We start from the raw sequence: 14,317 nt of genomic DNA, 5'->3' as shown, positions 1-14,317 counted from the left end.
CTTATGTCTTTTGCCGCTTTTTTGCAATTAATTGTTTAAGCAATGCTATGAGTAAAAAAGAAGCCGGTAGAACAATTTGAAACGGAAAATGAAGATAAAATGGCACATATGTCAGGCCCTCTTTTATATGCTCGATATAATTGGGAGCTATAAATATTGAACCCATTAAAATAATAAAGCTGATTGGGAATATCAAGGTTCGAGGCTCTTTCACTTTAAAAATTTCCATGCTCCCTTTCACCGCGCAATAGAAAAATATGAATATTTTTATAAAGCCGACAATGATAATGCTGATAATAACCAGCGCATCAAGACGCTGGATAAAGCCTCCAATATCAATATAGCTGACCGCAGTCAAAATGGGAAAGGCAGATCGATAGCGCACACTCGGACCGACAACAGCAATCGTTAACGCCGTGATCAGGGACAAAAACAGCCCGCTGATTATAACTGAAATAAGCGTAGTCTTTATGGTTTTCTTTACATTATTAAGAAGAGGAAACACCATTGTAAAAACGATTAGCTCTCCAAAAGGAACGGTAAGAGTTTTCGGAAACGTCTCTTTCAATACAGGCTGCCAGCCATATTCCAATATCGGTGTGAGGTTCTTCCATACAATCAGCCCGCTGGCAGCCTGAAGCAAAACAATGATCAAAAAGGTAGGCAATATAACATATAAGCATAGTTCCGTTAATCTCGAAAACACCTCAAAACCTTTAAACAATGTATAAATAAGGCACAGCAGCATGGTTGTTCCAATAACCATCAATGTGGTTTCCTGATATGCTGAAATCACAAGTAATTCTCCAAAATCACGAAGCAGTCTTGAAGCAATATAAATAAAGTAAATGACATATAAAAAACCAATGATACGGCCAATAGCGGAGCCGAATATTTTTTGCACATATCCTGTTAGAGAAAGCCCAGGAAACATCTGATGCATTTTCAGGTATAAACCAATCAGCACACACCCCGGAACTATTGATAGGAGAATAACAATCCACGCATCTTGCTTTGCAGCTCCAGCTATGCCGAAAAGCACGGAGCTTCCCAGTTCAAAAAGAAATATAAGGCAAAATAGCTGAAAGTAGCTTATTTTTATCTTTCCCACAATGCTTCCCCCCCTCTCGTTTAAAATGGGTATGGCTGCACTCTCATGCCGGTTCCCTCGATTTTAAAGTCTACGGTTACCTGAACCTCTGCCTTTGGAAAAGTCTTCTCCCATTTTCCCTGGACTTTCTGCCACTCTTTTAAATTTGATTTTCTCAGCATTTCTCCAAAGCCAAATACATCACATTTATAATCTTGGGCATAGTCAATTCCTTCGCGGATCAGCTTCCCATAATTTGAGCTGGCTTCTTTTTCAAAACTTTTTATCCCTGAAAGACTGGATATGTTCCTGTTGCAGAGGCTTTCGTCTATAACCCCGATTGCCTTCACATTAACAGTAATGATCGGTTTATTATCCCTCATTATTACTTTTGCCTTGCTTTTTGAGTATCTCAGCTGAAGAGATGTATAATTTTTTTTACTGCAATACAAGCTTAAATTGCTGCCTTTTATCGTATTTTTGATGATCTGGACGGATTTCGCTTTATTTCCTTCAATCCATCCAATTAATTTTCCTTTTTTAAACATTCCTAATCCATTCAATTGGGTATGGGTATAAAACAGTTTTTCATAGTTTTTCTTGGTTAATCCCTGCTCCACATTTCCTGATATTCCGATCCCCGAGATGACCGGCTCCTCCCCATTTGATTCTAGTGCTGCGATAACCTGATAAATTTTTGTATAGGAGGTTTCACCCAGAAGCTGTGCGCTGTTTTTCAGCTTACTTTCTAACGATGCCGCCGGGTCTTCAATGCTTGGAAGAATATTCATCACATTTTTGGCTTTTTCTTTTTTTGCAATCATTAGCGGGACATTCACTCTTATCCTGCCGTCACGCTCAAAAACATCGAATAGATAATTTATGCCTGCTTTTCGGGCCAGTTCTTCACCTATCATAATGATCGCAATATGGGAATAATCATTTTCCCTTGAAAATCGCTCAGTAGACTTTCTGGCTGCTTCGCTGATTGTTTTACCCTTTGAGCTGAAAACAACTACCGGCAAAGCTCTTCCAGCAGAGGCTGAGGTTGATTTTTCCGTAGGATTAATTGCCTGGAATGTGACCTCATACAGATTTTTTTTAGAATCATAATCAATTCCCAGCCCTACAATGACCGCTGTTTTATTAAGCTCACTGTAGCTGGAGCAGCCGCCGAGCAGGAGGGCAAACATGGACACAGCAATAATAACCCTTATCACTTGGAATCCCCCCCTGTATTTTCCTCTTTTCTTATTGGTGATTGGGTTACCGTAAGATTGATCAATGTGTCTTTTTGTTTACTAAGCCTTGCAGGTGCAAAAGGAACAAAATATGGCATGCCAAAGCTTCTTAGACTGCAAAGGTGAGCGGCAATTGCAAGGGTGACGAGCAGTATCCCGTATAATCCAATATACGCTCCTGCTAAGATCAGCGAAAATCTTAGAATCCGGCCTGTATTGGACATATTGTAATAAGGCAGTGTGAAGCTTGCGATAGCCGTAATCGATACAATAATAACCGTTGCAGCTGACACAATTCCCGCCTCCACGGCTGCCTGGCCAATAATGATTGCCCCTACAATGGAAACAGTATTTCCTACAGCACGGGGCATCCGTACACCTGCCTCGCGCATGATTTCAAAAGCGAGTTCCATGATGATAACTTCAATAATAAGCGGAAATGGGACACCCTCCCTTTGGGCAGCCAGACTGATAACAAGAACTGTCGGAATAAGCCCTAAATGGTGGGAAATCAGGGCAATATACAGGGCAGGTGTATACAAGGTAAGAAAAAACGAAATAAATCTTAGAATCCTTACAAAGGAACTGATATATTTACTTAAATAATAATCCTCAGGCGACTGGAAATATTGAGAAAATATAACGGGTCCAATCAAAATAAACGGCGAGCCTTCAACAAATATGGCAAATTTTCCTTCTAAAAGATTGGCAGCGACAGAATCTGGCCTTTCTGTGCTTATCATGGTTGGAAAAATAGACTCCGGGTGATCCTGTAGAAATTTTTCAATATAGCTAGAATCTAAAACTTGATCTGCATGGATTTCTTTCAGCCTTTTGTCAAGTTCTTGTAAAATAGAAGGTTCAATGATTCCGTCCAGGTACATATACTCTACTTTTGTTTTAGTCAGCGTGCCTATTTCCAAGGCTTTCAGCCGCAAACTCGGGTTTTTGACACGCATGCGCACAAGGGAAGTATTGACTCTGTTGTCTTCTGTAAAACTATCCTTTGGCCCGCGGATTACCGTTTGTGTAGTAGATTCCTCTATTGCCCGCTTTTTCACCTCTGCTGTCGATGCGACTAAGGCTTGAGGAGCATCTCTTAAAAGAATGACCGTATTGCCGCTCACCAGAGAAGGAATCAAATCCTTGATATCTTCCGTTTCAGTGAGAATGGGCACACTTAACATGTCAGCCACATCAAATAAGGAAGGCCATTCATCTCTTTGCAGTAATTTTAGTAAGGGCTCCATGATCTGCATCGAAATATTCTTTGCGCTTGAAATTCCCTCAATATGAAAAACAGCAAAATGAGTCAATTCCGTTTCCCTATTTTTCATGATTCTGACTGCCAAATCCGAACTGTGGCCGAGTTCAGCTTTAATCAATTCAATATTTTTTTCTATATCAGGCCCAAGCTTCATCGAAACACTTGAACTATCACTTTTCTGGACGGGGCTGCTGTTATTGGACCGTTTTGCTATTTTTCTCACCATATTCAGCTTCCTCCCCGCAAGTATTTATAAATTATTGTTTACAGCCGGAGGAAAAATTATGTAGAAAAAAGGATGCATGCTGCCCCCATTTTTCCGGGTAAAAGAATTCAAAAAAGGTGATTGTTGTTTTTTAATATGTTCTGTGAAGCGAAACTCCTGGAGCGGAAATCGCCCCCCCTTTTTCCATAGCATCAAAATTTACGAAAAAAAAAGAGACAGCAGCTGTCTCTTTTTAAAAAATGGTGATTCTCATTTAAAGCAATCATCACATGCTTGTACTCTTTGCATTATCACTGGGGCCTGTTTAAAAAACAGCAAAGCTTAAAACTACCCCGCAGTATCTTTTCGGGGCATTGGCAATTCTTCAAAAACAGACATTCAAGTCAATTGAGAAACCAGAGGATGGCGCCCGATTATATAAAAACCTCCCTCTCCCTCTTCGCTGTATTCTATTTTTGTTTCCGCTATATAGCGGATATCTGCAGGATGAACCGCCACTTTGAATCCCGGAAACTCAAAAATCCTATCATTCTTATTTATTTTGGAAAAACTTAAAGCATAATTTAATTCATTACAGCAGGCAGACTTCACCCCATACTTTAAGATAATATCTTTATCCATTTCTTCTTTCATTTCTCTGATTTTATCCTGAGCGATACTAGAGATAACAATCATACTCTCATCCTTTCTTTTATTGCAGCAGATGAATAATATTATTAATTTAAAATTGTACCTTAAAGCGCTTTTAATATACAGTTAAGCATCTTGGATGTTTCACATGAAACAATTTCACTAGCGGAAGCCTATATTAACAGCAGGAAAATAAACAAATTATAAATAAATATACATATGTTTGAAAAAATTGATAATAGTGGTAGATAGGATATATATCAATTTTAATAATTTAATGGAGGATGACAATGAAAAATAAAGTAGCCGCAGGCGTATTAGGAATCTTACTGGGTAATTTCGGGGTACACAAATTTTACTTAGGAAAAATCGGAATGGGGATTTTATATTTAGTGTTCTGCTGGACAGGAATTCCCGGAATCATCGGACTCATCGAAGGCATCATTTATCTATGCAAATCAGATGAAGAATTTAACGCCCAATATAATCAAAAATGGCTTACTCGTTAATAATGTAATTTGTCTATGTTTTGGCTGCCGGCCACTATACATAGGACAACAACACGGCTTATAAAGTCCAATTACCAGAAAAAAGGGAGATTCCGCATTGGAAGCTCCCTTTTTTCATTATGATTACTTACTCCACAGTAACACTTTTCGCAAGGTTACGCGGTTTATCCACGTCACATCCGCGGTGAAGAGCTGCATAGTAAGCAATCAGCTGCATTGGCACTACAGAGATAAGAGGTGTTAACAGGGCATGTATTTGAGGGATGACAAAACGGTCATCTTCTTCTTCAAGGCCCTTCATGGAAATAATGCACGTATTAGCACCGCGGGCTGCTACTTCTTTCACATTGCCGCGGATGCTCAAATTAACATTTTCCTGTGTAGCAAGAGCAATAACTGGTGTACCATCCTCAATTAAAGCGATCGTACCATGTTTCAGTTCTCCTCCTGCAAAGCCTTCTGCCTGGATATATGAAATTTCCTTGAGCTTAAGAGCACCTTCAAGGCCCACATAATGATCAGCAGAACGACCGATAAAGAAGCAATTGCGGGTGACAGACAGATATTCACGTGCAATTTGTTCCATTTCTTCTTTTGAATCACAAAGAGCTTCCATAACAGTGGCTGCAATGCCAAGTTCTTTAACTAAATCAAAATCTACAGACATACCGCGGAATTGGGCCGTTACATCAGCCAGGATGGCCAGAACTGAAATTTGAGCAGTATAAGCCTTTGTAGAGGCAACGGCAATTTCTGGACCTGCATGTAAAAGCAAAGTGAAATCAGCTTCACGGGATAATGTTGACCCGGATACATTAGTGATTGTAAGCGCCTTGTGGCCAAGCTCCTTAACAGCTACAAGCACGGCACGGCTGTCTGCTGTTTCTCCGCTTTGTGAAATGAAAATGAACAGCGGTTTTTCTGAAAGCAGCGGCATATTGTAAGTGAATTCCGAAGCAACATGGACCTCAACCGGAATTTTAGCCATATTTTCAAATAACTGTTTTCCTATCAGTCCTGCATGATAGCTTGTTCCGCACGCAATGATATAAATCCGGTCTGCTTCGCTCACTGCTTCAGCAATATTATAATCGATTGCAAGCTTGCCCTGTTCATTTTGGTACGCCTGGATAATCTTCCGGATTACTAATGGCTGCTCATCGATTTCCTTGAGCATATAGTGAGGGTATGTGCCCTTTTCAATATCACTAGCATCCAATTCAGCAGTATACGGCTCACGGGTAATTGCCTGGCCATCTAGTGTCTGTATGGATACCTGATCTTTTGTCACTATAACCATTTCCTTATCCATTAGCTCAAGGAATTGATTGGTTACGTGAATCATAGCCATGGCATCAGATGCTACAACATTGAAACCTTCACCGGTGCCAACAAGCAGCGGACTTTTATTTTTGGCTACAAAAATGGTTTCATTGTTTTGGTTATCCAATAATGCCAAAGCGTACGATCCTTTAACAAGCTTCAGCGTTTTGCGGAATGCATCTTCCACAGTTAAACCGTCGTTTACAAACCTTTCGATCAGCTGCACCACAACTTCTGTGTCTGTTTCACTTTTAAAAGTGAAACCTTCAAGGTACTCGCGCTTCAGCTGACTGTAGTTTTCGATTACACCATTATGAACAAGTGTTAAGCGCCCAGAAGTGCTTTGATGCGGGTGTGCATTTGAAACGCTTGGCACACCGTGGGTTGCCCAGCGCGTATGGCCAATGCCTGTATTCGCCGCAACATTTTCGTTAACTACCGCACGAAGATCTGCAATCCGTCCCTTTTCTTTATAAACCTGTACTCCTGTACCATCTATAACGGCGATTCCTGCAGAATCATAGCCTCTGTATTCCAGCTTTTCAAGACCTTTTAATAAAATTTCCTTCGCGTCATTATTACCAATATATCCAACGATACCGCACATAGTGATTGCTCCTCCAGCCGATGATCAGGGAGCAAGAATGCCCAGGGGCAGCCTTGCCCCCTTATCTCATATTTTTTTTAGATGTGCATTTCTTATCCTTTGTGCAGCAGGTTGCCCCGCTGTTTTAAGATAAGAATTCCTGCGGCTGTGCACGTTCAGCCGGGAGGCATCCGCCGAACTTTCGATAAACCTCCACCTCGTCAACTAAACCGCTTCCGTTCCGGCTTAGTCCTGGCGCTTTTAGTATTCAATATCCACACTGCCCGCCCTTCCTTTTAATGTCTGCTGTTTATCGGAAGATCCGAAAAACAGGATAATCATACCCTATAACAGGCCGCTTCGTCAACTATAATTAGACCTTGGCGAGTCAGGCAGGCTAAGACTAGGGATTAAGACTCCCTATATAAAAATATGCATAAGAAGAATAAAGCGTTCCCCTTATGCATACCTATCATTTTATTCGTTTAAACCCATTTCTTCTTTTACGACTGCTGCTATTCTGTCGACATATTGGCGGCATTGACCAGCGTCAGGAGCTTCTGCCATAACACGCACTAGAGGTTCTGTCCCTGAAGGGCGGACCAGAATTCTTCCGTTTCCGTTCATTTCAGCTTCTACCTCTGTGATGACCTGGTGGACCTTTTCATTTTGTGTGACAGCATGTTTGTCTGTCACTCTGATGTTTACAAGTGTCTGAGGATATTTTTTCATCTCAGCAGCCAATTCTGACAGCGGCTTTTTGGTTTGATTCATAATATTCACCAGCTGCAGGCCGGACAAGAGGCCATCACCCGTTGTATTATGATCAAGGAAAATAATGTGGCCGGACTGTTCACCGCCCAAGTTATATCCGCCTTTTTTCATCTCTTCCACAACATACCTGTCTCCTACAGCAGTTTGCACACTTTGGATTCCATGCTGGTCGAGCCCTTTGTAGAATCCCAGGTTGCTCATGACTGTTGAAACGACAGTACCTTGTTTCAAGCGATTATTTTCTTTCATGTAACGGGCGCAGATGTACATGATCTGGTCGCCATCCACAATGTCTCCATTTTCATCGATGGCAATCATACGGTCTCCGTCTCCGTCAAAAGCAAGGCCTACGCTTGCTCCTTTTTCTTTTAAGAAGGCAGCCAAAGCTTCAGGGTGAGTTGAACCAACACCTTCATTTATATTCAATCCATTTGGTGATGCTCCCATTGTAGAAATATCTGCATCAAGGTCGGCAAACAAATGTGTCGCCAGAGAAGAAGTCGCGCCATGCGCACAGTCCAAAGCTATATGAATGCCGGTGAAATCTTCATCAACCGTCTGCTTAAGATACTGAAGGTACTTTTGGCCTCCTTCGAAATAATCATTCATATGGCCAAGGTCTCCGCCGACGGGGCGGGGAAGTTCATCCTTTTCCATATCCATTAATCGTTCTATCTCGTTTTCCTGTTCATCTGAAAGCTTAAAACCATCCGGTCCGAAGAATTTGATTCCATTGTCCGCCACGGGATTATGAGAAGCAGAAATCATGACACCTGCTTCTGCACTCAATGCTTTTGTCAAATAGGCGACACCTGGCGTCGAAATAACACCAAGACGCATTACCTCTGCTCCGATGGACAGCAGTCCTGCGACAAGAGCTCCCTCAAGCATATACCCGGAAATCCTGGTATCACGGCCAATCAAGACCTTAGGGCGTTCTGTGTCCCTCGTTAAAACATACCCTCCGAATCTGCCAAGCTTAAAGGCAAGCTCTGGGGTTAATTCACTATTTGCAACCCCTCTTACTCCGTCTGTCCCAAAATATTTACCCATAGAATATCGCTCCTTCTTTCTAATAATCCTATATGATACGCTGCACGTATTATGTTTCTTTATCTTTTTTTGTTATGGAGACTTTAGCCGTTTTAACCGGCAGCTCCCATTTAATATTCGCAGGAACCTTAACCTGAATGGCTGCGTCATGCTCCCCTTCTTCAAGACCTGTAGCATCTACCGTGACTTGAATATCATCAGGCTCTACCTTTTGCAGATCATCGGCGGTTCCTGATAAAGTCAGATCAATATTGCCGCCTTTCGGAGATATGAAAGTCAAGTCCTGATCATCAGCAAGTCCAGATGAAACAATGTCGAGATTTTTAATTACTTTTGTCTGCGTCGAAGTATCTGGACTTTTTGTTTGTTCATCTTGCTTTTCTGGCGGTTTTTTCTCCGTATCAGCTGTATTTTTGTCAGCCGGCTCTACCTTCTCTGTCTGGATTTTCACCGTCGCTGTGCCCAGTGACATTTTTTTCACACCATCTGGAACAGTAATAGGCAATTCCACCTCTTTACTGTTATCTATGTTGGACACATCTACAGGAACGCTTACTCCATGTATGGAATCTAAAACCGATTGCTTTCCGTACAAAGTAACATTCTTAGGGAAAACGGTCATGCTTTTAATGCTGACAGTGTCTTTAGGTGTGCCGGTTTGTACGGGTACGAGCTTTACTGTTTTAGAAGGAATATTCACATTCAGGGAAACATCCACAACAGATGGCTCTATCGATACATTGAGCTTGTTCAGATCTCTGTCAAGCGCCCGCACCGTAGCCTGGCGGTGAACCGTCTCATTAACCCTGCCTGAAAGTGCCATTGTGGCTTTCACATAGGCAATTTGGTCGATAATATCTTTGGCGCCGGTTATTTTAACAGTTTGCGGACTGACAGCTGGCTTATCTGCTGTATATCCATCTTCAATAAGGGACCTATTATACTCCGGATCGACTGAAAACTCTTTTGTCACCTTTTCCTGAATTTTCACCGTAGTATATTCAGGATTTACTGATGCTGTCAGCTTTTCATTTATATCCCTGATTTTTAATGGCACCTTTTTTTCGCCCATAGCGATCTCAGGGTCCGACAAATCGATATATACTTTGAATTCCCTTTGGTTTTTCGCCGAGATCAATAGGCTTTTTACCCCTTTTAAGGTAACATCCACTGACTTCGGTGCACCCGTCACGACAAGGTTGTCGCGATCGTAATACACCTCCACGGGCACATTTTTAATGGTTTCCGTGCCAATCTCTCCCGGTGTGTTAAAACCGAGGGATTTTTTTCCAGTTCCAGGTGTAAAGTTAACGGAAGTAAATAACAGGACAGTTAAAGCGAGCGCCACAATTTTTGTGAACCAGCTGCTGTTCATGAATTTATCCATTTTTCTTCCCCCTCCAGTTCCATAACGTTGAGGAAGCCAATTTATTATCCAGGACCAATTCTTTTTGCAGCATGTTCCTGAAGGTGTTCTGGTCTAATTCGCGATACAGTTCGCCATTTTTCGTTAAAGAAACGCCTCCCGTTTCTTCTGATACAACAACCGTGATACAATCGGTCACTTCACTGATGCCCATTGCCGCACGATGCCTCGTCCCAAGCTCCTTTGATATGAACGGGCTTTCGGATAAAGGCAGGTAACAGGCTGCTGCAGCCACCTGGTTATTCTGCAGGATAACGGCACCATCATGAAGCGGTGTATTGGGAATGAATATGTTGATTAAGAGTTCAGAAGAAATTTGTGATCCAAGCGGGATCCCGGTTTCTATGTAATCACTCAGTCCAGTTTCCTTCTCGATGGAAATCAATGCACCGATTCTCCGTTTTGCCATATAGGCCGTTGCCTTTACGATTGCTTCCACCAGCCGGTCTTGCTCATCTTCTTCCTGGCCGGTGCTTCTTACAAACAGCTTTCCTCTTCCAAGCTGCTCAAGCGCCCTCCGCAGCTCAGGCTGAAAAATGATGATAATAGCAAGGACTCCCCAAGTCATAACTTGTTCCATTAACCACCCTAGTGTATTCAGGCCGATCAGGCTGCTCAAGGCACGGACAATTACGATGACGAATATCCCTTTTAAGAGCTGAACAGCCTTTGTTCCCCGAATGACCACAAGCAGTTTATATATCACAAACCAAACAAGGAGAATATCAATTAAATTCACTACATAATCCAAGAAGGAAAAGTTGGATAATGACATGTTACTTCCTCCAGTCGGTATATACTCCATAGCCATAGATTTTTAATATAACCTAAACAGTATACCATTTTTCTTTCCGCACTTCTAAATATTGTAGACCTCTTTTTTGATTAATTCAAAAAAGCCTCCCGTCAGAAAGGGACAAAACGTGGCAGGCCGCCTTATGGCATAGCCTGTCTGTCCTACCTGACCTGGAGACCTGAATGACACTAATTAGTGCCCATCTACCTGGAAAACCGCTTTTCCAGCATTTTTCATTTTAAACCATAGCCAATCGAATATCTTATTGACCATCTCTATTTCTCCTGTGACGCTTCCTGCCGAAGCCAGGTATTCATGGCCATTGATTACTGTCACATTCCCTTTTACTTTCCCTTCGATCCGAATATCGCCATTCTGCACCACGATATCTCCATTGACCGTTTTCCCTTTAGGAACAATTACCGTGTTTTTCTCCACTACTATATTAGGCTTTTTGGATACCGAAAAATGGGGATCCTGATTCCAGATAGAGATAACAGATCCCGCCATTAATAGAATAAAGAGGGAGGCCGCTGTGATAAAAGGATGATTTTTCAGCCAGCGCCTTGCACCTGCATTTTTCTTTTCTTTAGGAAGGCTTGCCATAATCTTATTAGTAAAATGAGCCGGAGCTTTCCTGCTTGGCAGACCCTGGACCATAGCTTCCGCCTTTTTTAATTCATGAAAGTGCAGCCGGCATTCAGTACAGGTCTGCAAATGCTCCCTTAGCTGCCCCTCTCTTTCATCAGAGATTTCCTCATCAAGGTATTCATGCATATATTCTAAGAATTCATTGTGGCAACTCATCATTTTCACCTTCTTTTTATAAATGGCCCAGCTGTTTTCTCAAAGCTTCACGGCCCCGGTGAATCCTGGTTTTTACAGTTCCAACCGGCAGATCCAGTATCTCGCTGATTTCCTTAAGTGATAATTCTTCAATATACTTCAGAACAATAGCAGACCGATATTTCTCCGGAAGCTTTAAAATCTCTTCCTGAATCGTATTCTGCAATTCCATAGATTCGATTTCTTCTTCAGGATTTGAGCTTTCTGAAGCAATCTGCGAGTATAAATCCAGCCCTTCTGTGCCCGCAATTTCCGCATCTAAGAAATAATCCGGCTTTTTTTTGCGAATCCTGTCAATGCACAGATTGGTAGCAATCCTGTATAGCCAGGTCGAAAATTTCATTTGGATATGAAAGCTCCGAATATTGACATAGGCTCTCAGAAATGCCTCTTGTGCCATATCTTCCGCTTCATGGCTGTTGCCAAGCATTCTGTAGCAAAGCTGATAGACGCGGTCTTTATACAGCTCTACGATTTCACTGAATGCATTTTGATCACCTTTTAGAACCTGTTTAATTCTTTTTTTTATGATTGCTTCCATTTGGTTTTTTACCCCCGCTCATGCGGCTATAAGATACTTACGAATTCAGCCATATATAGGTTTCAAAAAAGGATATAAATAATTTTAACAAAAATAGCAGAAACCTGTTTAAATTCTGCCAAAAAGGGATATATAGAGAAAAATTGAATGTGAAAGCGGGGAACAGCTGAAATGACTGCAAAACAGCTTTTACACCATATAGAAGAATGCAGACAGCGTATGATTCATTTGGCTTTATCTTCCTCCAGAATTGACACCCAAGTGGTTAAGGCAAGCACAGAACTAGATCAGCTCATAAATCAATATTATCGCATAACTAAAAAACAGTAACCCCCGGTTACTGTTTCATTTTATATAGAGGATCTCCATTAACCGGGCATAAACTCTCCTGCAATGCACCTCATACCCAAAGCCCGCTAATCCACTCAAAAACAAACGCCGATTTACAAGGTTCATTACGATAGAACAGATATACTGGTAAAGCCATAGGAAAAGGATATAAAAAAAGCCTTTGATTATATAATCAAAGACGAATAATTGTGTATGTAGTTAGATGGTGGAGCCTAGCGGGATCGAACCGCTGACCTCCTGCGTGCAAGGCAGGCGCTCTCCCAGCTGAGCTAAGGCCCCATATTTTTATGTATGCATGCAGTTCTCTGGAGCGGAAGACGGGATTCGAACCCGCGACCCCAACCTTGGCAAGGTTGTATTCTACCACTGAACTACTTCCGCAAAAGAGTGAGCCATGAAGGATTCGAACCTTCGACCCTCTGATTAAAAGTCAGATGCGCTCTACCAACTGAGCTAATGGCTCATAAATGGCTGGGCTAGCTGGATTCGAACCAACGCATGACGGAGTCAAAGTCCGTTGCCTTACCGCTTGGCTATAGCCCAATAAAAATATTTTACAAAAAAATAGGTGGTAATCATATAATCCCCAGCTTGAAGGAAAATATAACTCATCCACAATGTTTTTTTATTAAAATGGTGGAGGGGGGCAGATTCGAACTGCCGAACCCGAAGGAGCGGATTTACAGTCCGCCGCGTTTAGCCACTTCGCTACCCCTCCATAAAGTGGTGCCGGCAAGAGGACTTGAACCCCCAACCTACTGATTACAAGTCAGTTGCTCTACCAATTGAGCTACACCGGCATTTTTAAGATGGTATAAATCTATTAAGTTTTTAAAAAATGGTGGAGGATGACGGGATCGAACCGCCGACCCTCTGCTTGTAAGGCAGATGCTCTCCCAGCTGAGCTAATCCTCCGATATAATGGTGACCCGTACGGGATTCGAACCCGTGTTACCGCCGTGAAAGGGCGGTGTCTTAACCGCTTGACCAACGGGCCGATGCATGATGTGTACTAGGAAGCTCCCAAGCGGGCTCGAACCGCTGACCTCTTCCTTACCATGGAAGTGCTCTACCTGCTGAGCTATGGAAGCATGGCTCCGCAGGTAGGACTCGAACCTACGACCGTTCGGTTAACAGCCGAATGCTCTACCACTGAGCTACTGCGGAATAGTATAATGTTTCCTAAAACTCCTGATGCACATCTTAGAAGATTTAGCCTGGCAACGTCCTACTCTCACAGGGGGAGAACCCCCAACTACCATCGGCGCTGAAGAGCTTAACTTCCGTGTTCGGAATGGGAACGGGTGTGACCTCTTCGCCATCATTGCCAGACATTCATTCACTTGTAAGGACATTATCTATTATAATGTCTTTTTAAGCAAATTGCAAGAACTTTTTTTGTTCTTTCAAAACTAGATAATAGAGAAGGTTTTTCGCGTCATTTTGTCTGGCTTCGAAGGCCAAACCGTACGGCTGCTTCGCTTCTTCTGTCCGAGACGTCCGTCTCTTCCGCCAGAAGCTCCATCATCCTATCGGTTTATGCGGGCTTTCTCCGCTTTTCAATTTGGTTAAGTCCTCGATCGATTAGTATCTGTCAGCTGCACGTGTCACCACGCTTCCACCTCAGACCTATCAACCTGATCATCTTTCAGGGATCT

At 42.3% G+C, this 14,317-nt stretch carries 12 protein-coding genes, 10 tRNA genes and 2 rRNA genes; 2 read left to right on the top strand and 22 right to left on the bottom strand.

Translation table 11 applies throughout. The features are described from left to right. Nucleotide 1 precedes the first annotated feature (1 nt). The 4 genes from BM126_RS19935 to BM126_RS19920 form a co-directional block, all read right to left on the bottom strand. On the bottom strand, nucleotides 2–1,111 hold the full coding sequence (locus tag BM126_RS19935) for a GerAB/ArcD/ProY family transporter (protein WP_177201521.1): 1,110 nt from the start codon (nucleotides 1,109–1,111) through the stop codon (nucleotides 2–4). Nucleotides 1,112–1,131: 20 nt separating this feature from the next. Beyond that, nucleotides 1,132–2,310, bottom strand: coding sequence for a Ger(x)C family spore germination protein (locus tag BM126_RS19930; protein ID WP_090991156.1), 1,179 nt, complete (start codon nucleotides 2,308–2,310; stop codon nucleotides 1,132–1,134). Continuing rightward, nucleotides 2,307–3,824, bottom strand: a complete 1,518-nt coding sequence (locus tag BM126_RS19925; protein WP_090991155.1) for a spore germination protein — start codon at nucleotides 3,822–3,824, stop codon at nucleotides 2,307–2,309. Before BM126_RS19925 ends, BM126_RS19930 begins: the two co-directional genes overlap by 4 nt. A gap of 378 nt (nucleotides 3,825–4,202) precedes the next feature. Further along, on the bottom strand, nucleotides 4,203–4,499 hold the full coding sequence (locus tag BM126_RS19920) for a HesB/IscA family protein (RefSeq protein WP_090991154.1): 297 nt from the start codon (nucleotides 4,497–4,499) through the stop codon (nucleotides 4,203–4,205). Between the two features lie 239 nt (nucleotides 4,500–4,738). Between BM126_RS19920 and BM126_RS19915 the strand changes: the two genes are divergently transcribed. Then, nucleotides 4,739–4,963 carry a TM2 domain-containing protein gene (locus tag BM126_RS19915; RefSeq protein ID WP_090991153.1) on the top strand — a complete coding sequence of 75 codons (225 nt, stop codon included), beginning with the start codon at nucleotides 4,739–4,741 and terminating at the stop codon, nucleotides 4,961–4,963. A gap of 127 nt (nucleotides 4,964–5,090) precedes the next feature. Here the strand turns inward: BM126_RS19915 and glmS are convergent, their stop codons facing one another. From glmS to sigW, 6 genes are all read right to left on the bottom strand, one after another. Then, nucleotides 5,091–6,893, bottom strand: a complete 1,803-nt coding sequence (gene glmS / locus BM126_RS19910) for a glutamine--fructose-6-phosphate transaminase (isomerizing) (RefSeq protein ID WP_090991152.1) — start codon at nucleotides 6,891–6,893, stop codon at nucleotides 5,091–5,093. Nucleotides 6,894–7,349: 456 nt separating this feature from the next. Then, nucleotides 7,350–8,699, bottom strand: a complete 1,350-nt coding sequence (gene glmM / locus BM126_RS19905; RefSeq protein WP_090991151.1) for a phosphoglucosamine mutase — start codon at nucleotides 8,697–8,699, stop codon at nucleotides 7,350–7,352. Nucleotides 8,700–8,748: 49 nt separating this feature from the next. Further along, complete coding sequence (locus BM126_RS19900; RefSeq protein WP_090991150.1) at nucleotides 8,749–10,086, bottom strand: CdaR family protein; 1,338 nt, start codon at nucleotides 10,084–10,086, stop codon at nucleotides 8,749–8,751. After that, nucleotides 10,079–10,900: a diadenylate cyclase CdaA gene (cdaA, locus tag BM126_RS19895; RefSeq protein WP_071352232.1), complete on the bottom strand. Its 822-nt coding sequence runs from the start codon at nucleotides 10,898–10,900 to the stop codon at nucleotides 10,079–10,081. The genes BM126_RS19900 and cdaA overlap by 8 nt, the downstream gene beginning before the upstream one ends. A 213-nt stretch (nucleotides 10,901–11,113) precedes the next feature. Beyond that, on the bottom strand, nucleotides 11,114–11,728 hold the full coding sequence (locus BM126_RS19890) for an anti-sigma factor family protein (protein ID WP_090991149.1): 615 nt from the start codon (nucleotides 11,726–11,728) through the stop codon (nucleotides 11,114–11,116). Nucleotides 11,729–11,744: 16 nt separating this feature from the next. Further along, nucleotides 11,745–12,308 carry an RNA polymerase sigma factor SigW gene (sigW, locus tag BM126_RS19885; RefSeq protein WP_090991148.1) on the bottom strand — a complete coding sequence of 188 codons (564 nt, stop codon included), beginning with the start codon at nucleotides 12,306–12,308 and terminating at the stop codon, nucleotides 11,745–11,747. A 171-nt stretch (nucleotides 12,309–12,479) separates the two neighbouring features. Here sigW and BM126_RS19880 point away from each other — a divergent pair, with 171 nt between their 5' ends. Further along, a complete protein-coding gene (locus tag BM126_RS19880; RefSeq protein ID WP_083392198.1) occupies nucleotides 12,480–12,638 on the top strand; it encodes an aspartyl-phosphate phosphatase Spo0E family protein in 159 nt (52 codons plus the stop codon). A 224-nt stretch (nucleotides 12,639–12,862) separates the two neighbouring features. Here the strand turns inward: BM126_RS19880 and BM126_RS19875 are convergent. The 12 genes from BM126_RS19875 to BM126_RS19820 form a co-directional block, all read right to left on the bottom strand. Further along, nucleotides 12,863–12,938 (bottom strand) — tRNA-Ala (locus BM126_RS19875). Between the two features lie 27 nt (nucleotides 12,939–12,965). Beyond that, nucleotides 12,966–13,040: transfer RNA gene (locus BM126_RS19870), tRNA-Gly, on the bottom strand. A 7-nt stretch (nucleotides 13,041–13,047) separates the two neighbouring features. After that, a tRNA-Lys gene (locus BM126_RS19865) sits at nucleotides 13,048–13,122 on the bottom strand. A 5-nt stretch (nucleotides 13,123–13,127) separates the two neighbouring features. Further along, nucleotides 13,128–13,202: transfer RNA gene (locus tag BM126_RS19860), tRNA-Gln, on the bottom strand. Between the two features lie 91 nt (nucleotides 13,203–13,293). Then, nucleotides 13,294–13,377: transfer RNA gene (locus BM126_RS19855), tRNA-Tyr, on the bottom strand. A 6-nt stretch (nucleotides 13,378–13,383) separates the two neighbouring features. After that, a tRNA-Thr gene (locus BM126_RS19850) sits at nucleotides 13,384–13,459 on the bottom strand. 39 nt (nucleotides 13,460–13,498) lie between these two features. Continuing rightward, a tRNA-Val gene (locus BM126_RS19845) sits at nucleotides 13,499–13,574 on the bottom strand. A 7-nt stretch (nucleotides 13,575–13,581) separates the two neighbouring features. Next, nucleotides 13,582–13,656 (bottom strand) — tRNA-Glu (locus BM126_RS19840). Between the two features lie 21 nt (nucleotides 13,657–13,677). Next, a tRNA-Thr gene (locus BM126_RS19835) sits at nucleotides 13,678–13,750 on the bottom strand. Between the two features lies 1 nt (nucleotide 13,751). Further along, a tRNA-Asn gene (locus tag BM126_RS19830) sits at nucleotides 13,752–13,826 on the bottom strand. A 48-nt stretch (nucleotides 13,827–13,874) separates the two neighbouring features. Beyond that, nucleotides 13,875–13,991: ribosomal RNA gene (rrf, locus tag BM126_RS19825) — 5S ribosomal RNA — on the bottom strand. Nucleotides 13,992–14,223: 232 nt separating this feature from the next. Next, nucleotides 14,224–14,317, bottom strand: a 23S ribosomal RNA gene (locus BM126_RS19820); the annotation flags it as partial.

Origin of the sequence: Bacillus sp. OV322, from assembly GCF_900112495.1 — a bacterium.
Classification (GTDB): Bacteria; Bacillota; Bacilli; order Bacillales; family DSM-1321; genus Peribacillus.
Note: the sequence above shows the minus strand (reverse complement) of the source record. Positions and strands in the feature narration are given on the sequence as shown.